We start from the raw sequence: 23,939 nt of genomic DNA on the forward strand, positions 1-23,939 counted from the left end.
TTTTTCGAGCCGGGGCTCTCCGACATCCTCGCGTCCGCAATGGCGTCCGGCCGGCTCTCCTTCTCGACAGACATCAGCGACGCCAAGGGCGCGCAGGTGCACTTCGTCGCCGTCGGCACGCCACAGAAGCGCGGCGAAGGTGCGGCTGATCTCACCTACGTCAACGCGGCTATTGAGGCGCTCCTACCGCACCTCGGCGAGGGGAACCTCGTCGTGGGCAAGTCGACGGTACCCGTCGGCACCGCCGCCCGTCTCGCCGAGCGCGTCACCGAATCCGGTAGTGCCGCACTGCTCGCCTGGAACCCCGAGTTCCTGCGTGAGGGGTTCGCAGTGAAGGACACCATCAGCCCCGACCGCCTCGTCTACGGCGTTCCCGCCGGCGCGGATGGCGAAAAGGCGAAGCAGCTCCTCGACGAGGTGTACGCCACCGCGCTGTCGAAGGACACCCCGCTCGTCGTCACCGACTATGCGACTGCAGAACTCGTCAAGGTCGCGGCCAACGCCTTCCTGGCCACCAAGATCTCCTTCATCAACGCGATGGCGGAGATCGCCGAAGTCGCCGGGGGAGACGTCACGGCCCTCGCGGACGCCATCGGCTACGACGCCCGCATCGGCCGCCGTTTCCTCAACGCCGGCATCGGCTTCGGCGGCGGCTGCCTGCCGAAGGACATCCGCGCCTTCAGCGCCCGCGCCGAGGAGCTCGGCCGTGGTGAATCGGTCCGATTCCTGCTCGAGATCGACGCGATCAACATGCGACGACGCGAGCGCGCCATCGACATGGTCATCGAGTCGCTCGGCGGCCAGGTCTACAAGAAGAAGGTGGCAGTCCTCGGGCTCGCCTTCAAGCCGGACTCGGACGACGTGCGTGACTCTCCTGCTCTCGATGTCGCCGTGCGACTGAACGGTCTCGGCGCTCACGTCATCGCCACCGACCCGCAGGCCATCCCCAACTCCATCCGCCTGCACCCGCAGCTCGGCTTCGCCACCGACACCCTCGACGCCCTGCACGGCGCCGACGTCGTTGTGCTGGTGACCGAATGGAAGGAGTACCGGGACCTGGACCCCGTGGAGGTCGGCAAGCTCGTGCGGGACAAGGTGATCATCGACGGCCGGAACGTGCTCGACCCGGTCAAGTGGCGCGAGGCCGGCTGGACCTACCGGGGCATGGGCCGACCGTAGGGGGCCCTGCACTGGCCGGGCGCCGCTCACGAAAGTTGCTCGGCGGGCGGAGATTCGTCGATTTGCTCCTCGATACACGGCTTGATTGCGCCCGATGTTCGCTTTCGCGCGTGACACGCGGCGGTTAACGCGCTGGAAACATCCGCGCCCCCCTAAGGGGGGCCAGGTCTGGCTACAGTGATGGACACCCCCCCTGCACTCGACCGACGGCGTTTGGGTCCCCCATCCAGTTCCACGCAGTCCGGACAAGGACCTTTGCCATGCCCCGATCGCTCACTGCTGTCTGCCTCGCTGTCTTCGTGCTCATCGGCTCCCCTGCCATCGCCACGGTCGTGACTCTGTCGGCCGTGCATGCCGGGGCTCCGGTCACCGCCTCTGCGGCAGCGTCGACTCCCGCCGACGCGATGTCACCGGCGGTGTCGGTGTGGGGAGCGACCGGACTGATGGGCCTCGGGGCCATGGTCGCCTTCGGGGCCACCGTCACCCGGCGCGGCAACCGTGCTCCTGACGCAGGCACGCCCGTTGTCGCCGAGACGGCACGTGAGGTCGCCACCCCGCGCTACGCCTGACGGGACGGAGGCGCCCTTCGCTGGCGTCCTGCGGTTCGCTCCCCACTGTGGCCGCGCGTGAGCCCTAGGGTGGCGCCGTGCCACCCCGCGAACTCTGGCTGAACGCACGATCCCGGTGGGCTGCGTTGCCCGAGAAGTCCTGGGGCAGCCGCGGCTGGTGGGCGGTCGAGCATTCGGGTGCGCCCCGCTGGTTCCTCGGTGCCGTGGTGGTGTTCATCGTCGCAGTTCTCGCCCTCGTGGGTTTCCGCTGGAACTCGGTCCAGTCGGCCGCCGCTGCTCCGCGGACCGCGGTGTCGTCTGCGGGTTCGACCGGACCGACGGTGGTGCTCATCGGGGACTCGTACACGACGGGCACGCGCGTGGATTCCGGCAACGGGCACCGATGGCCGCAGCTGCTCGATCTCGCCGAGCCGATCCACGAGGTGGTTCTCGCCCGCTACGGCTCGGGCTACGTGCACGCGGGGCCGACCGGCAAGCCCTTCTCGGCCGACGCGAGCCGGGTGCCGAGAGACGCGGCCGTGGTGCTCGTGTTCGGCAGTCGGAACGATGTGGAGGACGCCGAAGATGTCCGCGACGCCGCCCTCGCGTTCTACGCGGAGCTGCATGCTCGTGCCCCGCAGGCGCAGCTCGTGGCGGTCGCGCCCCCCTGGGTCGACGACGACGTGCCCGACTACCTGTGGGATGACCGCGACGCGCTGAAGGACGCGGCCGAGGAGGGGGGCGTCACCTTCGTCGACGCCCTTGCCGACGAGTGGATCCGCGACAGTGACGGACTGATCGGCGAGGGCAGCATCCACCCCAACGATGCGGGCCACGCCTATCTTGCCGCGAAGCTCACTCCAGTCATCCAGGATGCGCTCGATCGCGCCGCCGCTGCGTCCATCCCCGAGGTGGCCACCGCCCGCTATTGAGCCGCGCGAATCGTCGCTGAGAGGGCCCATCGGCCAGAATCGAGGGGAGCCGCCCACGACGAAAGGATCAGATGAGCGAGCAGAGCGCAGCCGGAACGGACGAGTGGTCCGGCGACTGGGTGCCGAGCCTCGTCGCGTTCGACCTGGACGAGACCCTCGCCGCTTCGAAGGCGCCCCTCGATCCGCGGATGGGGCAGCTGCTGCTGCAACTTCTCGCCGTGGCGCCGGTGTGCATCATCTCGGGGGGGCAGATCGGGCAGTTCCGCGCGCAGGTCCTCGAACGGCTGCCGCAGGGGAGCCCGGAACTGCTCGGCCGGCTGCACCTGATGCCCACCTGCGGCACCCAGTACTACCGGTACGCACACGGCGGCTGGCAGCAGGTCTACGCCGAGAACCTCGAGCCCGAGCAGATCGCGGCGGCGTTCGCGTCGCTCGAGCGCCGGGCCAAGGAGCTCGGCCTGTGGGAGGAGCGGACGTGGGGCCCGATCCTGGAGGATCGCGGCTCGCAGGTCACCTTCTCCGCCCTGGGGCAGGAGGCGCCGCTCGATGAGAAGCGTGCCTGGGACCCCTCAGGGGAGAAGAAGAACGCTCTGCGCGCTGCCGTTGCGCAGGACTTGCCGGAGCTGGAGGTGCGGGGTGGCGGCTCCACCTCGATCGACATCACCCGCCGGGGGATCGACAAGGCGTACGGAATGCGTCAGCTGCGGGAGGTGACCGGCATCGCCATCGCGGACATGCTCTTCGTCGGCGACCGGCTCGACCCCGACGGCAACGACTTCCCGGTCAAGGCCACCGGGGTGCGCACCCACGCCGTGGAGGGATGGCAGGACACCGCGGGACTCATCGAGCGGATCGTGGCCGCTGCCGGCTCCTCGGGCCGGTAGCGCAGGCGAACGGGCCGGCAGCAGCTGCCAGCCCGTTCGCCGTGCGTCTCGCTGGTGCTACTGCTGGCGGGCGATGACCTTGATGCCCGCGCCGGAGGTGAAGGCGTTGCCGGTCAGGGCGAGCTTGGTCGTCGTCGGCGAGATGACCGCACAGTTCTTGAACTGCATGGTGTTGCCGAACACGTTGTGCTTGATCACCAGGCCGGAGATCGGCCCGCGCGGCTTCTGAGCCACGTTGATGGTGCAGCCGCCGTTGTCGAACCGATTGTTCGAGATGGTCAGCTTGCTCACCTTGCTGATGCCCTGGGTGATCTGAATAGCAGCGTTGTGTGAGCCGCTCATCTTGTTGCCGCTGAGCGTGATGTTGCTGCCGCCCTGGATCTGCACGTTGTCATCGTGAGTGGCGCCGCCGTGCTGCCCCGGGTCACGGGCGAAGTGCAGGTTGCCGTACAGGTGGGAGTTCGTCACCTTCACGTTGCTGCCGGTGATGCGCACCTGGTCGATCACCCGGTGGATGGAGACGCGAAGCAGCTCGAAGTTGTAGCCCATCACACCGTTGACGGAGAAGTTGGACTTGGACGCGACGATCTCGGTGTCAATGACGCGGAGGCCCGGGTAGCCCCACACGGCCATGATGAGGCCGTTGCTGCTGCCGCTGTCGGCACCGCGGATGATCGTGTTCTTGATGGTCACGTTCGCGGCGCGGACGAGGATCCGGCCGTGGAGGTCGAGCCCGCTGATGACGGTGCCCGCCTTCCTCACAACGATGTCGCCGTGAACCACCCTGTGGTGGACCTTCGCGGCTTGGGGGGCGACGCCCGCGGTAGAGGCGGTGATGGTGGCGGAGGAGATGGGGGCCGCAGAGGCGGCGGTCGCCGGGGCGGCGATGAGGGCGGCGGCTCCGAGAACCGCGGATAGGGCCACAGCAAGTGAGCGGCGGGGGCGGACAGAGGCGGGTGAGTTGTGTCTCATAGGTGTCTGTTGTCGCTGGTCGGGGGACGACGAGGAGTCACCTTACGTGACGTTTTGGTAACGACCACCACCGATTCGGGTCACCTTCTAGGTATGGGTGAAACCTCGACGGGGGCGCCCGGGCGGGGGCGTCGACTCAGGAGGCGCGGTTCACGCTCTGCGCGACCTGCGGAAGGTTCCCCTGGCTGCGCGAATGTTTCCTGTGGTATCACTTCTCGCCAAAGTGACGAGTCCATAACCGCGGAAGTGAGGAATTTTTTTTCCTGCCGACACGCGCCCCAAAAGGCGACCGAGGAGGGTGCGGCGCCGCTCACGCTGCAGGGGCTGGATGGCGGCGACCCCCTCGAGGGCGATGGGGGACGCCGTGATCACGCCCTCCGCGATGGCCGCCTCGACGAGCGCGAGCCCCCGTCGGGTGCGCGCGATGACAACGGAGGATCCTTCCGCGTCCTCGAAGATCGGGTATCCCGCTTCGTCGGCGCGCCAGTAGTCGCCCACGCTCACGTCGCCATCGGCGCCCGTGCCGTCCGGGCAGATCTTGCAGCGCCACTGGAGGTCGCGGCCGAGGTGCTTGCCCCAGGAGTCGTCATAGCTGGTGCGCCCCACGGTGCCGTCGGATCCGACCACGGTGAATTCCCCGGGCCAGCCGTTGCCGCGGTAGCGCAGGCTGATCGCGTCGTCCGCCTCGACGCCGAGCGAGGCGGAAAGCTTGTCGGTTGCGCGCTGGCTCGGAGTGCCCGCGCAGAAGAAGGTCAGTCGGATCGGGGCCAGTTCCGCGGGGATGCCGAGCGCCTCGTTGAGCTGGCGCGCCGCCGACACCTCGCACGGCTTGCCGACCAGTGCGTCGCCGCGGGCCTGGGCCGAGTAGCGGCTGACGGTGCCCACCGGCGCGTACCGGGAACCGGACGAGGCGAGCGCTTCCGCACGGGTGGTGATGCGCACCGGCACGGTGCGGGAGGGGTGCGTGTCGTCCGATGCGGCGCCGGTCACCCCCGGAGCGCGCCCGCTTTCGACGAGCCAGGTGGTGAGTGCGGTGAGGACCCCGGCGCTGCTGCCCGCATTCCGCACCTGGGGGTCGGTGGCCCAGGCCTCCCAGGCTTCGACGTAGGGGCCGAAGGTGCGGGAGTCGCGGGGCCGAGGGTCAGCCGGTGCCACCAGGCGGCTACCTGGGCAGACTCGATTGAAGAGGCGTGCCTCTGCCCGATCCTCCTGCGGGGGGGTGGGAGTGGCGGCGACGGTAGGACGGAGGAAGCCCTCGCCGCTCAGCGAGACCGAGATGCGATCGGAGAGCAGGGCGCAGCCGCCACAGCCGGAGCAGTTGTCGTTGCGGACAACGGTGCCGACGGCGCGCTCGAGGCGGCTGGTCATGGCGGATCCACTCCTCCGGCAGGCGACGGGTTCCGCGCGTGCCGTGCCCTGGGACGCCGCGCCACCTTCTCGATCACGCTAGCGGGCGAACGGCGACTCCACGCGTCCCCGTTAGGGCGACAGGTGAAGGAGGGCCGGTCTCGGCACGGAACGCGGACGAAACACCGGATCTGGGAGCATGGGGCGGTGAGCGGTCGGCAGCGGAGTTCTCGAGGGGTCTCTCTGGCCGGACGTTTCCGCGTGTCCGTCGCGGCCCTCCTGCTGGCCGCCTACGCCGGGGTCGTCCTGCTCATCACGCTGAGCCCCATCCCCGTGGACCGCCCCTACTCGGCTGCCCTCCTTCGCCTCATCCAGGAGCTGCACGAGCGGGGCCTCCCCGCCTGGATCGGCTACGGCGAAATCGAGTTCGGCGCCAACGTGCTGCTCTTCCTCCCGGTCGGCTTCCTTCTGGCCCTGCTGCTGCCCCGGCGGGCCTGGGGGGCTGTCGTGCTGCTGGCCCCGATCTTCTCGGCGCTGATCGAGAGCGCGCAGGCCCTCTTCCTGACGGAGCGATTCCCGAGCCTCCTCGACGTGCTGGCGAACGGCTTCGGCGGCATTCTCGGCGCGATCTTGTCGATGCTCGTCCGCCTGCTCGTCCGGGAGCGCGACGCGCTGCTCCTCGCGGACGTGAACAGCGGAGCACGCCCGGCGCAGAGGAGCAACGCGCAGACTCCTCCCGCCCCGCCCCGATCGCGCACCTCTCTATAGCAGCGTCGCTCTGGAGGAGCGTCACAGGGGTGCTCAAAGGCGCCGCGCTCCCCGCGCCGGTCGCCGCAGTCCCGTCGCAGGCGGAGTGTCGCCGGCCCGCGGTTCCGCAGCGGCACTAGACAAGAGCCGTGCCCCTTCTCAACGTGCTGGCCCTCATCGCCGCGATCCTCATCATCTGGCTGGGGGTCGCCACCGTGATCGCGGTGCTCGTCGGCCGCGCGTTCTCGCACCGCAATCCTCGGCGCCCCCGTCCGAGCCGGCGCGAGTTCACCCGCGCCGCCTGACCGAACCGGTCGAGTGACTCGCCGCGGGGCCTCGCAGGGACACTCGCCGGCGCTCCCTAGGCTCGCCCCACACGCGAAGCAACGGTCTGATTGGGGAATCATGGTCTTCGGAGTACTCGCTTCTGTCGCCATCCTGTTCGCCGGCATGTCCGTGGTGGGGCAGGCCGCCCGCCCGCGCAGGGGTGCAGGCACCCGCTAGCGCTCCACCTCGCGACGGGCGCGAGTTCGACGCAACCCCTGAGCCGCGGAGATCGTCGGATTTAGGCTCGAGGCATGCGCTTCGGAATCTTCGTCCCTCAAGGCTGGCGTCACGACCTGGTCGGCATCGAGCCCGCCCAGCACTGGGAGACGATGCGCTCCCTCGCCCAGGCGGCAGACGCCGGGCCTTGGGAGTCGATCTGGGTCTATGACCACTTCCACACGGTGCCGGTCCCGAGCGAGCAGGCGACCCACGAGGCGTGGACTTTGATGGCCGCCTTCGCCGCCACCACCACCCGCGTCCGCCTCGGCCAGATGTGCACGTGCATGAGCTATCGCAACCCCGCGTACCTGGCCAAGGTGGCGACGACGGTGGACATCGTCTCCGGCGGGCGAGCGGAGATGGGCATCGGCGGCGGCTGGTACGAGCATGAGTGGCGCGCGTACGGCTACGGCTTTCCCGGGATCGGGGAGCGGCTCGCGCGCCTGGACGAGGGGGTGCAGATCATGAAGCAGGCCTGGACCACCGGCACCGCCACTCTGCAGGGCGAGCACTACCAGGTGGACAACGCCCGGTTCTCCCCGCTCCCACTCCAGAAGGGCGGCATCCCCATCTGGGTCGCCGGCGGCGGGGAGAAGGTCACTCTGCGGATCGCCGCCAAGTACGCCGACTACACCAACTACGGGGGCAGCCCCGATGAGTTCACCCGGAAGAGTGAGCTTCTCCGGCAGCACACCCGTGAGGTGGGCACCGACTTCGAGCACATCGTGCGCAGCGCCAACTACAACGTGGTGATCGCGGACACCGAGAAGGAGGTCTCGGAGCGGCTCGACGCAATCGAGGCCCGGGTGACGCCGTACCTGGGCGAGGAAGGCGCCACGAAGTTCCTGGCCGAATACCGCTCCGGGAAGGCGCTGGGAGTGGGCACGCCCGAGCAGATCGCCGAGCGGCTGGCCGGCATGCGGGATCTCGGGATGGCCTACGCGATCACGTACTTCCCGGAGGCCGCATATGACCGATCCGGCATCGAGCTGTTCGAGCGCGAGGTCGTTCCCGCCCTCCAGTAGACGGGGGGAGGCGGCCGAGCGGGAACTGCGCTATAATCCGCTTCAACCCAGTGCAACCCCTCCTCACTTTCCGGTGGCCCGTTACGGTCGAGGGACGCCCACCGAAAGAGGACAGCGATGTCGATGGAAGTAGTGCTCGTTGCGGCCGTCGTTTGGGTCGGCGCTGCGGCCCTCGTCGGTGTCGTCCTGGGACGGGCGATGAAGAATGCCGATCAGCGTGACCGGCCGCGGTCCTGTGCAGGGGAAGCCCCCGAGGGGGTCCCGGAGACTGCGGATGTTCCGGCGGCCGCGGGGGCGTAGTTCCCGCAGGCGCCTGTTCGGATCATCCGCTTTTCTGGCCCGAGACCGGCCGACTCAGGCGACGGTGTTGCCAGCAGGTTGCAAGGCGGCTTCCGCGGCGGCACGACGGTGAGCCGTCGCCAGGGAGAACGCGACCCAGAGCCCGACTCCGAGGAGTCCGGCCGGGATGAGGGCGGCGCTCAGGCTGAGAGCATCCGAGGCCATCGAGTCCATCAGCGGGTCGCCCCGGAACACTGCACCGAGCATCAACGAGAACAGGCCCTCGCCGCAGGCGATGAGACCCAACCACAGCGTCACGGTCCGCAGGTGCACCATGCGGGAAGAGTAAGACGATCGCTCGTTCTCCTTGCGGCGACGCGCGGGGCGGTGGAGTCGGATGCTCGACGCCCGGTGGGGGAGGAGCGATCCCTCCGAAACGGTCAGGAGCTGGTCGCCGCGCTCCGCCAGGGCCCCGGTGCTAGGCCTCGTAGAGCTCGAGGGGCTGCCCGTCGGGGTCGAAGAAGAATGCGAACCGCTTGCCGGTGTGTGGATCGATGCGCACGTGCTCGGTGACCACGTCCTTCGCGAGCAGCTCCGCCACGGCGGCGTCCACGTCGTCGACCTCGAAGGCGAGGTGGCGCAGTCCCACCTGCTCGGGTCCAGATCTCCGGGTCGGGGGCGAGGGGAACGAGAAGAGCTCGAGCACGTAGCTGCCGTTGAGCTCCAAGTCGCCCATCCATGAGTCGCGGTCGCCGCGGTACACCTCGCCGCGCAGGGTGAACCCGAGCGCATCCATGTAGAAGGCCTTGCTGCGGTCGTAGTCGGTGGCGATGACGGCGATGTGGTGCACTCCGTTGATCCGCATGCCGCTCATTGTGGCAGGCGAGCGGCCGGTGCCGACCCTCGGTACCCGCAGCACGCCGCCTGGTCCGCGGCCGGGGACCCGTCCGGCGGTTGCGGTGCTCGTGCAGTTCGAAACGATCAGAGCTCGAGCTTGGCGAGCTCCGCGTCCATCCGCCGGGCCATCTCCGCGTAGCCGTCGTCGTTCGGGTGCAGGCCGTCCGCCGCCATCCACTCGGGGTGCCCCTCCATCCAGTGCGATGCGCCCGAGATGTAGTCCGCGTGGATCGAGCGAGCGGCTTGCTCGACCCAGCCGGAGATGTTTTCCAGCGACTCGGGGCGGGTGTCGGTGTACCAGAACGGCTCGACGACGAGGAAGCGCGCGTGCGGGAGGCCCTGAGCGAGGCGAGCGAGGTCGGCGTCGATCTGATCGTGGATCCGGCCGGCGGCGAAGTCGTAGCTGAAGTTGTCGTTGAGGCCCATGGTGACGAAGACGATGTCCGGCCGCTGAGCGAGGACGAGAGAGGGAAGGTCTCCGCTCCCGTCGCCGAACTGAGTCCGGTGATTGATGAAACCGAGGCCGTTGACGCTCGGGTTGAACTCCCGCCACCCCCGTTCCGCGCAGACGATCGTGGACCAGCGCCGGCCAGGGGCGGTCGCGCCGGTGCCGAGAGTGTAGGAGTCGCCATAGAACGCGACGAGGGCCCCGTCGCCCGCCTGCGCCCCGGTCGGAGCAGCTGCGGGACCGGCGCAACCGGTGAGGATCATCGTGGTGACCGAGGCGACGGCGAGCAGGGGGAGGCGGGGCACAAGAGGAGTTCGGAGCAGGGGGACGGAAGGAGGGCCGAGCCGGGAATTGCCTGAAGCCGCCCCGGAGAGGAGGCGGGAGGCGTAGCATCCCCGTGGCGGAACCCGATCCGTCGATTTTGGAGCCGTACCCATGGCCACCAAGCCCTTCGTTGTCGCCACCCTCGGCGCCGCGCTGTTCCTGCCGCTGCTGACCGCTGCCCCTGCTCACGCCGAGACCTGCGTCACTGACGGGACGGTCATCGGCGTGCTGCTGGGCGGCTCCGCATGCACGGCCACCGATCCGCTCGTCACCGCGCTGCCGGTGCCCGATCCGGTAGGCGGTCGGCCCCGGTGGGCCGACCCGGCTCCAATGGCGGAGCCGCTTCCTGAGCCCCCCGTTCCTGTCGATCCGGCGCCCGTGGATCCGGCCCCCGTCGACTCCACGCCGCTGCCTGTCGACCCGGCGCCGGTGCCGGTCGATCCCGCCCCTGTCGACCCGACGCCGGTGGATCCGGTGCCTCTGGACCCCGCGCCGGTGCCTGTCGACCCGGTGCCGGTGCCTGTCGACCCCGCCCCTGTGCCTGTCGACCCCGCGCCGGTGCCTGTCGACCCGGTGACCGGGCCAGGACCGGTGGATCCGGACCCGGTCGCCAATCCCGTGCCGGTGCCGGTGCCGGTGCACGTTCCGCTGCCCGGGCCTGCTGTGCCCGTGTCGCCGGCCGGCCGGCCGGTGCCGGCACGGCCGGCTCCTGTGCCGCCCGTCCAGCAGGCGCCCCCAGGGCCGACGGCGAGCGCACCGGGCAGGGAAGCGACGCCGGCGCTCTCGCCGATACGCGTCGTGAGCACATCGGAACTGGCGCAGCTCTCCGCCTTCGGCACGCCGACGTTGCCCCCTCTCGAGGAGGGCCCAACGCACCTGGTGGCGGAGGTGCGGTCGACGCAGGACAGGGCGCCAGCCGCGTCCGTTCTGATCCCGGTCCCCAAGCCCCGGACGGCTGACGCGGCGCCGGTCGCTGTCGCGTCGACGGCCGCTGCTGCCGAGGCGCGCGACGGCCGGGGTGAGGCGGGCGCGCTCTTCGTGGCCTGCCTGCTGGGCGGCTCCTACCTCATCTTCCGAGACGTCCGCGAGCGCGCGCGCTCCCGGCGCTGACCCGCCGGGCCGACTTCCCCTGCTGGCCTGGACGTTCCGGGCCGAGACGTGCAGTTCGACGGGAGATTCGGGCGCGCGGGTCAGACGAAGGCGGCCTTGCCCGTGATCGCGCGGCCCACGATGAGGGTGTTCATCTCGCGGGTGCCCTCGTAGGAGTAGATCGCCTCGGCGTCCGCCATGTGTCGGGCGACGCCGTAGTCGAGGAGGATGCCGTTGCCGCCGAGCGCCTCTCGGCACCAGCCGACCGTCTCCCTCATCCGCTCGGTGGCGAACAGCTTGGCGAGGGCCGCGTGCTCGTCCTTCTGCTTGCCCGCGTCGAGCAGCTGGGAGACGCGGACCACCATGCCCATCGACGCGGTGATGTTGCCGAGGCTGCGGACGAGGAGGTTCTGCACCAGCTGGTGCGACGCGATCGGCTTGCCGAACTGCACGCGCTCGCCGGTGTACTTGAGCGCCGCTTCGTACGCGCCGATCGCATTGCCGACGGCGGCCCAGGCGACCTCGGCGCGGGTGAGGCGCAGCACGGTCGCGGTGTCGCGGAAGCTGTTCGCGTTCTGCAGGCGGTGGCTCTCGGGGACGCGCACGTTGTCGAGGACGATGTCGGCGTTCTGCACGATGCGCAGGCTCTGCTTGTTCTCGATCTTGGTGGCGGTGTAGCCGGGGGTGGAGGTCGGAACGATGAAGCCCTTCACCTGCCCGTCCTCGGCGCTCTTGGCCCAGATGACGGTGATGTCGCTGTACGTGGCGTTGCCGATCCAGCGCTTGGCGCCGTTGAGCACCCAGTCGTTCCCGTCGCGGGTGGCGACCGTGCGGAGGCCCTGAGCGGAGTCGGAGCCGGACAGTGGCTCGGTGAGGCCGAACGCGCCGATCACCTCGGCGGACGCCAGCTTGGGCAGCCACTCCTTGCGCTGCGTCTCGTCGCCGCCCACGCTGATGGCGCCCATCGCGAGTCCGTTCTGCACGCCGACGAACGTGGCGATGGAGGCGTCGATGCGCGCAAGCTCCAGGGCGACGAAGCCGCGGAAGACCGCGGAGTTCTCGAACGGCCGCGTCTCCGCCCACGGCATCGCGAACAGGCGGAGGTCGGCGAGCGGCTTCATGACCTGCATGGGGAACTCCGCGCGGGCCCAGTAGTCGTCGACGATCGGGCGCACCTCGCGCTCCAGGTAGGCGCGCAGGTCGGCGAGCACCTGCTTCTCCTTGTCGGCGAGCAGGTCCTCGTAGCCGTAGAAGTCGCTCGCGAGCGAGGTGAAGGTGGCAGGGGTGAGGTCGGTGTCGAGAGTCATCGGTGCTCCGTTGCAGTCGAGAGGCGGGCGCGGTGAAAGCCGGACTGAGGCTAGTTGCGGCGGAAGAGGCCGCCAAAGCCGTTGGTAGTTTGGTCCAAGCCGGTCAGCGAGGAGCGAACCATGTTTGTGGGCATCACCAACACGCCCCGGGACTACGCGTGGGGATCTCCGAGCGCCATCGCCGAGCTGCTCGGACGGGCGCCGTCGGGGAAGCCGGAGGCCGAGCTGTGGCTGGGTGCTCACCCCCTCGCCCCGAGCCGGATCGTGCAGCCGGAACTCGTCGGTGGGCACGCCGACCTCGCCGCGTGGATCGCCGCCGATCCGAGCCGCACTCTGGGGGAGCGGCGCACCTCCGACACCCTGCCTTTCCTGCTCAAGATCCTCGCGGCCGATCAGCCGCTGTCGATCCAGGCGCATCCGTCGCCCGAGCAGGCGAGGGAGGGCTTCGCGCGCGAGAACGACGCGGGTGTCCCGGTCCACGCCGACTCCCGCCTCTACAAGGACGACCGGCACAAGCCGGAGCTGGCGCTGGCCTTGAGTGCGACCTTCGAGGCGCTCGCCGGTTTCCGCGATGTGTCCTTCACCCGGCTGCTGATCGCGGAGCTGGTCGCCCTGGCCCGGGGGAGCGGCGAGGACGGCGACGTGGCGGCCCTTCAGGGGTTCGACGAGCTGCTGACCGGTCCGGGCGACGCGGCGCTTCGCCGGGCGGTGGACTTCGCGCTCGGCGGCTCTGCTGCGGCGGCGGCGCTCATCGAGGTGGTCTGCCGGCTCGCCGAGCGGGGCCTGAATGCGACGAGCTACGGCCGCGAGCTCGAGACGATCGCGGAGCTGGGCAGGCGACATCCCGGTGACCCTGGCATCCTCGTCGCGCTGCTGCTCAACCGGGTCAGCCTCGCGCAGGGGCAGGCGCTCTATCTGCCTTCAGGCAACATCCACGCGTACCTGCGGGGGCTTGCCGTCGAGATCATGGCGGCCTCCGACAACGTGCTCCGCGGCGGCATCACATCCAAGCACGTGGACAGGGAGGAGCTGCAGCGGGTCGTGCTCTTCGAGCCGGTGCCGGCCCCGCTGCTGCGTGCGGAGGAGTTCGGTCCCGGCGTCGAGGTGTTCCGGCCGGACGTGCCCGACTTTCAGCTCGCCCGCGTGACGGTCGGCGCCTCCGGTGCGCGGCACGGCTATCGGCTGACGGGGGAGGAGTCGGCGATCCTGCCGCTGTCCGGTCCGTCGATCGCGATCTGTCTGGAGGGGGCGGCGGAGATCGTGGGACGGACCTCCGCGACGTCGCTCGGCCGGGGCGAGTCGGTGTACGTCACCCCCGATGAGGAGGAGCTCACGTTCACCGGATCCGCAGTGCTGTTCGTCGCGGGCCCGAACGCCTAGGAACGGTCCGCCGACCTGCCCAGTTCTGTCGCGAAATGGCCTCGAATTGCGACAGAACTGGGCAGTTGGGCGAGCGTGGGGCTAGGCGGACTGACGCTCGGCGGAGCGCTCCTGGGCGCCGAAGGTGCGGCGGTAGGCGAGGGGGCTGGTCTGCAGCACCTTCACGAAGTGGTGCCGCATCACCGCGGCGGAGCCGAATCCGGTCTGCTGCGCGATCTGCTCGAGCCCCAGGTCGCTCTCCTCGAGCTGCTGCTGCGCCCGGATGATCCGCTGCCGGTTGAGCCAGGCGGCGGGCGTCGTGCCTGTCTCCGCCCGGAAGCGGCGCGCGAACGTGCGCGTGGACATCAGCGCCTTGCGGGACAGCTGCTCGATGGTGAGGTCCTCCTGCAGGTGCCCCAGCATCCAGTCGATGACTTCGGCGAACGAGTCGGACCGGCACTCCGGCACCGGGGAGTCGATGTACTGAGCCTGCCCGCCGTCACGCTGAGGCGGGACGACCATGCGCCGCGCGATCACGTTCGTGGCAGCGGCCCCCAGCTCCTTGCGCACGATGTGCAGCGCGGCGTCGATGCCCGCTGCGGTGCCGGCCCCGGTCACGATGTTGCCGGACTCCACGAAGAGCACGTCGGGATCCACGTCGATCAGCGGATACCGGCTCGCGAGCTGGTCCGTGTACATCCAGTGCGTGGTGGCCCTCCTGCCGTCGAGGATTCCGGCCTCGGCGAGCACGAATGCGCCGCTGCAGACACTGAGCACCCACGCGCCCCGGGCCGCGGCGTCGCGCACCACCTGCAGAACGCGCTCGTCGAACCCGTTCCAGAGGTAGGCCGGGATCGCGATCAGGTCGGCGTCGGCGGCGGGGGACAGGTCCTCGTTCACGCTGAGGCTGAGGCCGTGCTTCATCGGGATGGGACCGGGATCGGCCGCGACGACGTGGAAGTCGAAAGCGGGACCGCCCATGTCGCTGCGATCGATGCCGAACACCTCGCAGAGCGTGCCGAACTCGAAATGCGCCATCCCGGGCAGCGCGATCACCACGACCTTCTTGAGCATCGGCTTCTCTTCTCGCGACTGGCAGTAATTGGGTGAGCATTGGCGATCCTGCCACTCGTGGCCGTAATAGGCAATCCGTAGCGTTTCTGCCATGCTCCTTCTCCTCTTCCTCCTCGCCCTCGCGATCGCGGCCGCGGCGGCCACCCTCGCCGCTCTTTCCGGCGACGGCTACCGACGCTGCTGCGACCCGCCCAGCAGCCATCCGCTGAGCTTCGACCGTCGGGGGGCGCTCTGACCCCCAGCCGGGAGCGTCGATAGGCTGACCGCATGGCATGGCTGGTCACCGGCGGCGCCGGCTACATCGGCTCGCACGTGGTGCGGGCATTCTCCGAGGCGGGGATCGCCTCCGTCGTCCTCGACGACCTCTCGAGCGGCATCCGTGCCTTCGTGGGGCCCGACGTGCCGTTCGTCGAGGGGTCGATCCTCGACGAGGCCCTCCTCAGCTCGGTCCTGCCGGAGCACGGCGTCACCGGAGTCGTGCACCTCGCGGGCTTCAAGTACGCGGGTGTCTCCGTGCAGAAGCCGCTGCACACCTACGAGCAGAACGTGACGGGAACGGCCACTCTCCTGCGCGCGATGCAGGACGCGGGCGTGCGCAACATCGTGTTCTCCTCCAGCGCGGCGGTGTTCGGCACCCCGGACACCGACCTCGTCACCGAGGAGACCCCCACGCTGCCCGAGTCGCCCTACGGCGAGTCCAAGCTGATCGGGGAGTGGCTGCTGCGGGATCAGGCGCGCGCCACCGAGCTGCACCACACCTCGCTGCGCTACTTCAACGTGGTCGGCTCCGGCTATCCGGACCTCTACGACGCGAGTCCGCACAATCTCTTCCCCCTCGTCTTCGAGGCGCTGCTCGCGGGCCACACGCCGCGGATCTACGGGGACGACTACGCCACTCCCGACGGCACCTGCGTTCGCGACTACATCCATGTGAGCGACCTCGCTGCCGCCCACGTTGCCGCCGCCCGCCGGCTCGAGGCGGGCGACCCGCTGGAGCGCGTCTACAACCTCGGCAGCGGCGAGGGCGTCTCGGTGCGTCAGATCATGGATGCGGTTGCCGCGGCCACCGGCATCGACTTCCGGCCGGAGATCGCGACACGCCGACCGGGTGATCCCGCCCGCATCGTCGCGTCAGGAAAAACAGCGAGTCGCGACCTCGAATGGCGGATGCGCCACTCCCTGCGCGACATGGTCTCGAGCGCCTGGATCGCCCGCCGCGGCGCGGCGAGTTGACACGAAACCGCCGATTCACTTTCGCATTGCGCACTTTCTGGGGCCCGGCTGAGGCTGGCCTGACTTGCCGCTGTGACACGCCTGGCAACCAGTCGATTTGCACCTGTGTTTCGGAGCTGTTACCGGCGCGTCGCAAGTCTCCAGCGCTGGTTGAAGGCCTATGGTTTGCCGCTTGACGAACGGGTAATGACACCGCTGTAATTACTCCAGACGCACACACCGAGCAACCCAGCTCAACGGTGCACATGGGGAGACTTGACATGGCCATCACGCAGATCAGGCCGGGTGTTCCGGAGGACTGGTTCGTCGATCCGGTACGCCTCGGCGTTCCCGGTGTTCGCAGGAACATCGACACCGCCCCCATCCCGGATGAGGCGCTCGCCTGGCAGGGTGACGCGCTCTGCGGCCAGACCGACCCTGAGGCCTTCTTCCCCGAGAAGGGCGGCTCGACCCGCGAGGCCAAGAAGATCTGCACCACGTGCGAGGTCAAGAACCAGTGCCTCGAGTACGCGCTCCAGAACGACGAGCGCTTCGGCATCTGGGGCGGCCTCAGTGAGCGCGAGCGCCGCAAGCTCCGCAAGGAAGCGGTCTGAGCACTCGCCGACCGCCGTTCGGGTAGGAACGGCAGCTCGGCTCACTGGGGCGTCCTTCGGGGCGCCCCAGTCGTCTGTGCAGGGTGAGCTCCCCGGGGTGTCGAGGCGCCCGGACGGGCAAGGCCGAATACCGTGGAGGCGTGCGGCCCACAGTGACAGTTCTCCTCGTCACGCATGACGGGGGCGTCTATCTGGACCGCACCCTCGAGGCTCTGGCGGCACAGACCAGGACGCCCGACCGGCTCGTCGTCGTGGACATCGGCTCCCGGCAGCGCGTGACCGAGCTTCCCGCCGTCGGCTTCCCGGTGCAGCACCTGGCCGGCCCGCCGTCCTCCACCTTCGGGGAGGCGATCACGCTGGCCGTGCGCTCCCTCGCCCCCGCCAGCTCCGACGACCAGTGGCTGTGGCTCCTCTCGGCGGACAACGCTCCCGAGGCCGGCGCCCTGGCCGCGATGCTCGCTGCCGTGGAGATCTCGCCCTCCGTGGCGGTCGCCGGGCCGAAGCTCATGCAGTGGGCGGACCCGCAGTACCTCTATTCCTACGGCGAGACGCTGACGCCGCTCGGCACCTCGGTGGAGTTGGCCGAGCCGCTCCTCGATCAGGCCCAGTACGACCGCGAGAGCGACGTGACCGCGGTCTCCTCGGCCGGGATGCTGGTGCGTCACCGGCTGTGGGAGCAGCTCGGCGGATTCGACCGGGGACTGCCGGCCATGGACGACGCCCTCGACTTCTGCATCCGGGCGCGCCTCGCCGGGCATCGGGTGAGCCTCGTGCCCGACGCTCGGGTGCTCTCCGCGGGCAGGCGGGCTCCCGGCACCGCGGTGATCGGCCCGCGGACCTCGCGTGCCAAGCGGGAGCGCCTGACGCGGACCGCCCAGCTGCATCGCCGTCTCGTCTATGCGCCCGCCCTCGCCCTGCCGCTGCACTGGCTCTCGCTGCTGCCGCTCGCCGTGCTCCGCGCCCTGGGTCAGCTGCTGCGGAAGCAGCCGGGCAGCGTCGTGGGGGAGTTCGCCGCCGCCTTCGCGGTCGCCTTCGGCCACCCCGGCCGCGTCGTCGCGTCACGTCGTCGCCTCGCCCAGACCCGCAAGCTGAGCTGGTCCGCGCTCGCCCAGCTGCGACTGCCCTGGGCGGAGATCCGGCGTCGACGGAGCCTCGCCCGGGAGGAGACATCCTCGGCGCGGCGGGCGGGGCGGCACGAGATCCGCTTCGTGGCCTCCGGTGGCGCAGCAGTCGTGCTCGTGGCCGGCGTGGTCGGCCTCCTCGTTCACCTTCCCCTCTTCGGCGCTCCCGCCGTCGCCGCACCCGCGCTCCTTCCCCTCAACGACATCGGCACGCTGTGGAGCCAGGTGGGCTTCGGCTGGCGCGCGCTCGGTGCCGGCTTCGCCGGGGCGGCGGATCCGTTCGTCTGGGTGCTCGCGCTGCTCGGCTCGCTGACCTTCTGGTCCCCGTCGGCGAGCATCGTCGTCCTCTACCTGCTCGCGCTGCCGCTCGCCGCCCTGGCCGGCTGGTTCGCCGCGGCCCGGCTCACCGCCAGCCCGTGGCTCCGGGTGGTCGCCGCCGTCGGCTGGACGCTCGCCCCGTCCTTCCTGTTCGCGCTCGACCAGGGCCGGCTGGGGGCGATCGTCGCGCACCTGCTGCTGCCGTGGCTGTTCTTCGCCCTCACGACCGCACGCCGATCGTGGGAGGCCTCCGCCGCGGCCGGCCTCCTCGGCGCGGCGGTCCTCGCGTCGGCACCGTCGCTCTGGCCCGCCCTGCTCGCGCTCTGGCTGATCGTCACCATCTCGCTCGCCGCGGCCGGCCGGAGGGGACGCGGCTGGCACCGGCTCGTGCCGCTGCCGCTGCCCGCGGCGGTGCTCTTCCTTCCCCTCGCCCTGCAGCATCTCGTGCAGGGCACCCCGCTGGGCGTGCTGGCGGACCCCGGGATCCTGCTCTCACAGGCCGGCACAGCCGGTGAGGGCCTGGCCGCGCCGCCGCTCGGGCAGACTCTCGCCTTCCTCGCCGGCCTGCCCGAGGCCACGGCGGCCGCCTGGTCCGCGTCGGCAGTGGGCTCCGGACTCTCCCCGGCCGCGGGTCTGGCCCTCGCGATCGTGCTCGCCGCCCCGCTGCTCGTTCTCGCACTGGCTGCGCCCTTCCTGCGCGGAGCGCCCAAGGCGGTGGCCGCGCTGGTCGTCGCAGCCCTCGGGTTCGCGACCGCGGTCCTCGCCGCTCGGCTGCCGGTGGCCAGCGTCGGCGCGGATGCCGTCGGGCCCTGGCCGGGTCCCGGGCTCAGCCTGCTCTGGCTCGGACTGCTCGCCGCTGTCGTGTTCGGTCTCTCGGCCGGGGAGCTCGCGCTCGCCCGGGTCCTCCGCGGCGCTCTCGGAGCAGTCGTGGCCGTCGGGGTGGTCGCCGCCGCCGCGCCCCTGCTGGTGAGCGCGGCGCTCGGCGGATCGCACGCGGTTCCCGGCGCGGAGCGGACCGTTCCCGCCCTTGTCGCGGCCCAGGCCGCCTCCGATCCGACTCTCGGAACGCTGGTGCTGTCCGGCGAGCACGGGAACGGCCTCACGGCGGGAATCGAGCGCGGAACGGGCGCCAAGCTCGACGATCAGAGCACCCTCTTCAACGCTGCGCCCGCCGACGTCGCCCTCGGCGACTCGCTCGCGGTGCTCGCCGGCAACCTCGCCTCGCGAGGCGGCTACAACCCGGTGCCCGCCCTCGAGGCGCAGCGCATCGGCTTCGTGCTGCTCACGCCCGCGACACGTGAGAGTCGGGCGGTTCACGACCGGGTCACCGCCGCGCTCGACGGCAACCCGCTGTTCGCCCCCGTCACGCGCACGGCGCACGGGACCCTGTGGCGGTACACCGGCCTCGACGCCGGTCTGCCGACGGCCGCGCCTGCCGGCCCCGACAACCTGGGGACCCCGTTCGGCCTCGGCGTCCTCGGCGTTCAGCTGCTCGTCCTCATCCTCACGCTCCTGCTCGCGCTGCCCACCGCCGGGCTCGCCGAGAGCGTCCGGCCGGAGCGCGAGGCCCGCCGCGGCTCCGGCGTGCGCGGCACCCGCGCCGTGGCGCCGGCCGGCAGCCTCGCCGCATCATCCCGTCCATCCACGGGCGCCCATGCCGCCGTCGCGACCCCAGGAGGTGCACGACATGGCGAGTGATCTGCTCCGCATCACCGGTCGGATCGCCACGGGGCTCCTCACCGCCGGCACCGCCACCGTCCTCGTGCTCGGAGCCGCCCTTCTGCCTCCGCCCGATTCGGCCAACGGCGCGTCCGGGGTCCCGGTGTCTCCGACCGCGGCACAGCAGGAGCGGGTGTGCGCCGGCCCCCTGGTGCGCCTCGGCGACGAGCTGGGGCAGCAGGCGACCGAGGTCGGCTCCTTCGGCAAGCCGCGGCTGTCCGGCGGAACGATCGAGAAGAAGGGCGCGAAGGTCACCGGGCTGAAGGACACCGACGTGACCTCGGACGACGGCGGCACGTCCTCGGTGGTCACGGCGCCCGCCGCGGAGTCCCCGTCGACGCTGCTCGGCGTCAGTCAGGCTCAGGTGGCGGCCACATCGGACGCCGCGGGACTCGCGGCCGCGGAATGCACCGAGGGGGCGGCGCTCAGCTGGCTGGTCGCGGGGGCGACCGACACAGGCCGCTCCACCATGCTGCTGCTGGCCAACCCGACGCGGGTCCCCGCCGTGGTCGACCTCCGTCTGTACACGGCGGATGGACCCGTCCTGGCGCCGGGACTCAGCGACATCGTCGTGCCCGCCCGTGCGCAGCGGATCCTGTCCGTCGCCGGCTTCGCGCCGGGTCAGGCGCAGCTCGCGGTGTCGGTGACGAGCCGTGGCGGCATCATCTCGGCATCGCTGCAGCAGAGCATCGTGCGCGGCCTCGAGCCGGGCGGCATCGACCTCGTCGGTCGCACCACCGAACCCGCGCTCGAGCAGATCATCCCGGGAGTGCGGATCACCACGTCCGACGCAGCCGAGGCGCGCGCGCAGGTCGGCGGGTCCCAGGACGTCGAGACGGTCCTGCGTCTCCTCGCGCCCGACGCGAACGCCAGCGTGACCATCGGCGTGACCGGCGCGGATGGTGCCGAGGGCACCTCGCTCAAGGTCGACGCGCATGCCGGGCAGGTCCTCGACGTGCCGCTCGGACCGCTCGCCGACGGCTACTACTCCATCTCCCTCTCGTCGACCGCACCGGTGGTCGCCTCGGCGCGAGCCTCCACCGTGGCGCCACCCGCCGCGGACACCACGGCGGACGTCGTGTTCGGGGAGACCCCCGCGGCGACCAGCGACGGCATCGGCTTCGACGTCGTCGGCCCCTCGACGACCGACTCCAGCGCACAGACCGGGGAGCGCATCGACCTCGCCTGGTTCGCGGCCGCCGGCCCCCTGGCCGATCCGGCGGTCTTCGTGACCGCGAGGGCTGCCTCCCCGCGCCTCTCTCTCACCAACTCCGGTGACAGCCCCGCGGCCGTGAAGCTCACCGGCAATGGGGACGAGCAGACCCTGGAGCTCGCCGCCGGGGAGAGCGTTCAGGTGAAGCTCGGCAAGGAGAAGGTCTACCTGCTCGAGCCGTCCGCGCCGGTCGAGGCGTCGGTGTCCTATGCGGGCGCCGGAGCGCTGGCGTCGCACCCGGTTCGGGCGGCGAGCCCGCTCGCCGCGCCCATCACCGTCTACCGCTGACGCTCGAGTGGCGTGCTGAGCGCCGTCTCTCCCGCCGCCCTCTCCAGCCGCCCTCTCCCTCGGCAGGCAGAATTCACCGACGCGCCGCCTGCGGGCCTGATTTCGCCTGCCGAAGACGCTTCTGCCTGCTGAGGGACAGTCCGGAGGTGAGGGACCGCCCGGTTCGAACCGGTGGCTCAGTGATGCCGAAAGCGGTCGGGCGCCAGGTCCCAGGGGTCCTTGCCGAGGAGCTCGCCGACGGCGCGGAGCACGCAGCCCTCGATGACCATCCGCAGGTGCGCCTCGTCGTTGACGTGCAGCTTGGACATCCGCTCGATCGGCAGCCGGTAGAGGATGATGCGGTTCTCGCGATGCATCACGTTCCAGCGGTCGACCGCCGGCCCGGTGATCGCCCGGGGGAGCCCGGCGACCTCGAAGCTGACCATCTCCAGCTCCGGCCACAGGCCGCGCAGATACTCGGCGGTGTCCGCCACCGTCGTCTCGAAGACGTCGATGCGGCCGCGGAGGATGGGCAGGTGCGGACCCGTCACGGACGAGCGCAGACCGCGGCCGTGGCGGTCGCGTCCACGGGCTCGGGGGGCGCGTGCGCGACTCGCCCCCGGACGTGAGCGAGGCATGTCGTCATGGTACTCGCGCTCGGGCGCCGGACTATCCTGAACCGGGATGAGCAAGAGGCCGTGTTCGCGAACGGGCTGCCAGGACGAGGCGGTGGCGACGCTGACGTATGTCTATGCGGACTCGATGGCCGTGCTCGGCCCGCTCAGCCAGAAGGCGGAGCCGCACAGCTACGACCTGTGCGAGCGGCACGCGGAGCGCCTCTCGGCGCCGCAGGGCTGGCAGATCCTGCGCCACGTCTCCCTCGAGCACGACCTCTGAGACTGCGCTATCCGCGCCGCCAGGTGCCCGTTGCGGCGGGAAGTGACCCCTATAGCGGTCACTTCCCGCCGCAACGGGCACCTGGGAGGTGGGAGAATGGGCGGATGAGTATCGCGCCCGCGGAGACCACCGCGCCCGGACTGCAGTATCGGGTCGCCGACATCGGCCTCGCCGAAGCGGGACGGCATCAGATCCGCCTCGCCGAGAACGAGATGCCGGGGCTCATGTCGCTTCGTGCGGAGTTCGCCGAGTCGCAGCCGCTCGCCGGCGCCCGCATCGCCGGATCGCTGCACATGACGGTGCAGACCGCGGTGCTCATCGAGACCCTCGTCGCGCTCGGCGCCCAGGTGCGCTGGGCGAGCTGCAACATCTTCTCCACCCAGGACGAGGCGGCCGCCGCCATCGTGGTCGGGGCCAACGGAACCGTCCGTGAGCCGGCAGGGGTGCCCGTGTTCGCGTGGAAGGGCGAGAGCCTTTCCGAGTACTGGGAGTGCGCCGACCTGATCTTCGACTGGACGTCGGAAGCGGCAGCGGCCGGGGAGTCCTGGACCGGCCCGAACATGATCCTGGACGACGGCGGGGACGCCACCCTGCTGGTGCACCGCGGCGCGCAGTTCGAGCACGAGGGCCGCGTCCCCGACGCCGCGGAGGGCGACAGTGCCGAGTACCACGTGATCCTCGACCTGCTCCGCCGCTCCCTGGAGAAGGACCCGCAGCGCTGGACCCGGGTCGCCGCCGATCTCCGTGGCGTCACCGAGGAGACCACCACGGGCGTGCACCGCCTCTACGAGCTCGCGCGCGACGGCCTGCTGCTCTTCCCTGCGATCAACGTGAACGACTCGGTCACCAAGAGCAAGTTCGACAACAAGTACGGCATCCGGCACTCGCTTCCGGATGGGCTGAATCGGGCAACCGACGTGCTCGTCGGCGGCAAGGTCGTGTTCGTCGCCGGCTACGGCGACGTGGGCAAGGGGGCGGCCGAGGCCCTCCGTGGCCAGGGCGCTCGCGTCATCGTCAGTGAGGTCGACCCGATCAACGCCCTGCAGGCGGCGATGGACGGCTACCAGGTCGCTCGGCTGGAGAGCGTGATCGACCAGGTGGACATCCTCATCACCGCGACCGGCAACACGGGGGTCGTGACCCTCGACCACATCCTCGGGCTCAAGCACCTCGCCGTGATCGCGAACGTCGGCCACTTCGACAACGAGATCGACATGGCCGGCCTCGAAAGCCTCGCAGCCTCCGGCCAGGCGGAGCGCATCGACATCAAGCCGCAGGTGCACGAGTGGCGCCTGCCCACCGGCCGGAGCGTGCTCGTGCTGTCGGAGGGGCGGCTGATGAACCTCGGCAACGCCACCGGACACCCGTCGTTCGTGATGAGCAACTCGTTCAGCAACCAGGTGCTGGCCCAGCTGGAGCTGTTCGGCTCGCCGGAGAACTATCCGATCGGCGTCTATGTGCTGCCGAAGCGGCTCGACGAGAAGGTGGCCCGGCTGCACCTCGACGCCCTCGGTGTTGAGCTCACCGAGCTGAAGCCGGAGCAGGCCGCCTACCTCGGCGTCCCGGTCGAGGGTCCCTACAAGGTGGACCACTACCGGTACTGAGGTCCTCCGGAGTGCGG

Annotated in this window: 24 protein-coding genes; 16 read left to right on the forward strand and 8 right to left on the reverse strand. The window is 70.5% G+C overall.

The window, feature by feature from the left end:
* The 4 genes from JWR33_RS05560 to JWR33_RS05575 all read left to right on the forward strand — a co-directional run.
* Positions 1 to 1,179: UDP-glucose/GDP-mannose dehydrogenase family protein (locus JWR33_RS05560; RefSeq protein ID WP_297410129.1), on the forward strand; the 1,179-nt coding region annotated here is incomplete at its 5' end.
* Between the two features lie 260 nt (positions 1,180 to 1,439).
* Entirely contained in the window at positions 1,440 to 1,748 is a 309-nt protein-coding gene (locus tag JWR33_RS05565) for a hypothetical protein (RefSeq protein ID WP_297410131.1), read from the forward strand.
* Positions 1,749 to 1,825: 77 nt separating this feature from the next.
* Entirely contained in the window at positions 1,826 to 2,659 is an 834-nt protein-coding gene (locus JWR33_RS05570; RefSeq protein WP_297410133.1) for an SGNH/GDSL hydrolase family protein, read from the forward strand.
* 71 nt (positions 2,660 to 2,730) lie between these two features.
* Positions 2,731 to 3,543: an HAD-IIB family hydrolase gene (locus tag JWR33_RS05575; protein WP_297410135.1), complete on the forward strand. Its 813-nt coding sequence runs from the start codon at positions 2,731 to 2,733 to the stop codon at positions 3,541 to 3,543.
* A 57-nt stretch (positions 3,544 to 3,600) separates the two neighbouring features.
* Here JWR33_RS05575 and JWR33_RS05580 read toward each other — a convergent pair whose 3' ends face one another.
* Entirely contained in the window at positions 3,601 to 4,467 is an 867-nt protein-coding gene (locus JWR33_RS05580; protein WP_297410137.1) for a right-handed parallel beta-helix repeat-containing protein, read from the reverse strand.
* Between the two features lie 198 nt (positions 4,468 to 4,665).
* Entirely contained in the window at positions 4,666 to 5,883 is a 1,218-nt protein-coding gene (locus JWR33_RS05585) for a Coenzyme F420 hydrogenase/dehydrogenase, beta subunit C-terminal domain (protein WP_297410140.1), read from the reverse strand.
* 240 nt (positions 5,884 to 6,123) lie between these two features.
* On the opposite strand from JWR33_RS05585, the gene JWR33_RS05590 reads away from it, so the two are divergent.
* The 3 genes from JWR33_RS05590 to JWR33_RS05600 all read left to right on the forward strand — a co-directional run bounded on the left by JWR33_RS05590 (position 6,124) and on the right by JWR33_RS05600 (position 8,180).
* The gene (locus JWR33_RS05590) at positions 6,124 to 6,630 is read left to right on the forward strand and encodes a VanZ family protein (protein ID WP_297410142.1); all 507 of its coding nucleotides are present in this window, start codon (positions 6,124 to 6,126) and stop codon (positions 6,628 to 6,630) included.
* Positions 6,631 to 6,758: 128 nt separating this feature from the next.
* Positions 6,759 to 6,914 carry a hypothetical protein gene (locus tag JWR33_RS05595; protein WP_297410144.1) on the forward strand — a complete coding sequence of 52 codons (156 nt, stop codon included), beginning with the start codon at positions 6,759 to 6,761 and terminating at the stop codon, positions 6,912 to 6,914.
* 273 nt (positions 6,915 to 7,187) lie between these two features.
* Positions 7,188 to 8,180, forward strand: a complete 993-nt coding sequence (locus tag JWR33_RS05600) for an LLM class F420-dependent oxidoreductase (protein ID WP_297410145.1) — start codon at positions 7,188 to 7,190, stop codon at positions 8,178 to 8,180.
* A 354-nt stretch (positions 8,181 to 8,534) separates the two neighbouring features.
* Here JWR33_RS05600 and JWR33_RS05605 read toward each other — a convergent pair whose 3' ends face one another.
* The 3 genes from JWR33_RS05605 to JWR33_RS05615 form a co-directional block, all read right to left on the reverse strand.
* Positions 8,535 to 8,795, reverse strand: a complete 261-nt coding sequence (locus JWR33_RS05605) for a hypothetical protein (protein WP_297410147.1) — start codon at positions 8,793 to 8,795, stop codon at positions 8,535 to 8,537.
* 142 nt (positions 8,796 to 8,937) lie between these two features.
* Positions 8,938 to 9,333, reverse strand: a complete 396-nt coding sequence (locus tag JWR33_RS05610; RefSeq protein ID WP_297410149.1) for a VOC family protein — start codon at positions 9,331 to 9,333, stop codon at positions 8,938 to 8,940.
* A 107-nt stretch (positions 9,334 to 9,440) separates the two neighbouring features.
* Entirely contained in the window at positions 9,441 to 10,109 is a 669-nt protein-coding gene (locus JWR33_RS05615) for an SGNH/GDSL hydrolase family protein (protein WP_297410151.1), read from the reverse strand.
* A gap of 130 nt (positions 10,110 to 10,239) precedes the next feature.
* Between JWR33_RS05615 and JWR33_RS05620 the strand changes: the two genes are divergently transcribed.
* On the forward strand, positions 10,240 to 11,238 hold the full coding sequence (locus JWR33_RS05620) for a hypothetical protein (protein ID WP_297410152.1): 999 nt from the start codon (positions 10,240 to 10,242) through the stop codon (positions 11,236 to 11,238).
* Positions 11,239 to 11,318: 80 nt separating this feature from the next.
* On the opposite strand, the gene JWR33_RS05625 is transcribed toward JWR33_RS05620, so the two are convergent.
* Entirely contained in the window at positions 11,319 to 12,524 is a 1,206-nt protein-coding gene (locus JWR33_RS05625; RefSeq protein WP_297410153.1) for an acyl-CoA dehydrogenase family protein, read from the reverse strand.
* A 120-nt stretch (positions 12,525 to 12,644) separates the two neighbouring features.
* On the opposite strand from JWR33_RS05625, the gene manA reads away from it, so the two are divergent.
* Complete coding sequence (manA, locus tag JWR33_RS05630) at positions 12,645 to 13,904, forward strand: mannose-6-phosphate isomerase, class I (protein ID WP_297410154.1); 1,260 nt, start codon at positions 12,645 to 12,647, stop codon at positions 13,902 to 13,904.
* A gap of 81 nt (positions 13,905 to 13,985) precedes the next feature.
* Here the strand turns inward: manA and JWR33_RS05635 are convergent, their stop codons facing one another.
* Positions 13,986 to 14,957 carry a helix-turn-helix domain-containing protein gene (locus JWR33_RS05635; RefSeq protein WP_297410155.1) on the reverse strand — a complete coding sequence of 324 codons (972 nt, stop codon included), beginning with the start codon at positions 14,955 to 14,957 and terminating at the stop codon, positions 13,986 to 13,988.
* A 91-nt stretch (positions 14,958 to 15,048) separates the two neighbouring features.
* Here JWR33_RS05635 and JWR33_RS05640 point away from each other — a divergent pair, with 91 nt between their 5' ends.
* The 5 genes from JWR33_RS05640 (at position 15,049) to JWR33_RS05660 (ending at position 21,442) form a co-directional block, all read left to right on the forward strand.
* Positions 15,049 to 15,192 carry a hypothetical protein gene (locus JWR33_RS05640; protein ID WP_297410156.1) on the forward strand — a complete coding sequence of 48 codons (144 nt, stop codon included), beginning with the start codon at positions 15,049 to 15,051 and terminating at the stop codon, positions 15,190 to 15,192.
* Positions 15,193 to 15,224: 32 nt separating this feature from the next.
* Positions 15,225 to 16,190, forward strand: a complete 966-nt coding sequence (gene galE / locus JWR33_RS05645) for a UDP-glucose 4-epimerase GalE (protein ID WP_297410157.1) — start codon at positions 15,225 to 15,227, stop codon at positions 16,188 to 16,190.
* A 260-nt stretch (positions 16,191 to 16,450) separates the two neighbouring features.
* Positions 16,451 to 16,783, forward strand: a complete 333-nt coding sequence (locus JWR33_RS05650; protein ID WP_297410159.1) for a WhiB family transcriptional regulator — start codon at positions 16,451 to 16,453, stop codon at positions 16,781 to 16,783.
* A 140-nt stretch (positions 16,784 to 16,923) separates the two neighbouring features.
* Positions 16,924 to 19,920 (forward strand): glycosyltransferase, encoded by a 2,997-nt coding sequence (locus JWR33_RS05655; RefSeq protein WP_297410160.1) that lies wholly within the window; start codon positions 16,924 to 16,926, stop codon positions 19,918 to 19,920.
* Complete coding sequence (locus JWR33_RS05660) at positions 19,910 to 21,442, forward strand: DUF5719 family protein (RefSeq protein WP_297410161.1); 1,533 nt, start codon at positions 19,910 to 19,912, stop codon at positions 21,440 to 21,442. Before JWR33_RS05655 ends, JWR33_RS05660 begins: the two co-directional genes overlap by 11 nt.
* A 176-nt stretch (positions 21,443 to 21,618) precedes the next feature.
* Here JWR33_RS05660 and JWR33_RS05665 read toward each other — a convergent pair whose 3' ends face one another.
* The gene (locus JWR33_RS05665; protein ID WP_297410162.1) at positions 21,619 to 22,059 is read right to left on the reverse strand and encodes a metallopeptidase family protein; all 441 of its coding nucleotides are present in this window, start codon (positions 22,057 to 22,059) and stop codon (positions 21,619 to 21,621) included.
* A gap of 46 nt (positions 22,060 to 22,105) precedes the next feature.
* Between JWR33_RS05665 and JWR33_RS05670 the strand changes: the two genes are divergently transcribed.
* Together JWR33_RS05670 and ahcY are read left to right on the forward strand one after the other, a co-directional pair.
* The gene (locus JWR33_RS05670) at positions 22,106 to 22,318 is read left to right on the forward strand and encodes a DUF3499 domain-containing protein (RefSeq protein ID WP_297410164.1); all 213 of its coding nucleotides are present in this window, start codon (positions 22,106 to 22,108) and stop codon (positions 22,316 to 22,318) included.
* 104 nt (positions 22,319 to 22,422) lie between these two features.
* On the forward strand, positions 22,423 to 23,922 hold the full coding sequence (ahcY, locus tag JWR33_RS05675) for an adenosylhomocysteinase (RefSeq protein WP_297410166.1): 1,500 nt from the start codon (positions 22,423 to 22,425) through the stop codon (positions 23,920 to 23,922).
* The last annotated feature ends 17 nt before the right edge of the window (positions 23,923 to 23,939 follow it).

Source organism: Naasia sp. (assembly GCF_025465545.1).
Lineage (GTDB): Bacteria > Actinomycetota > Actinomycetes > Actinomycetales > Microbacteriaceae > Naasia.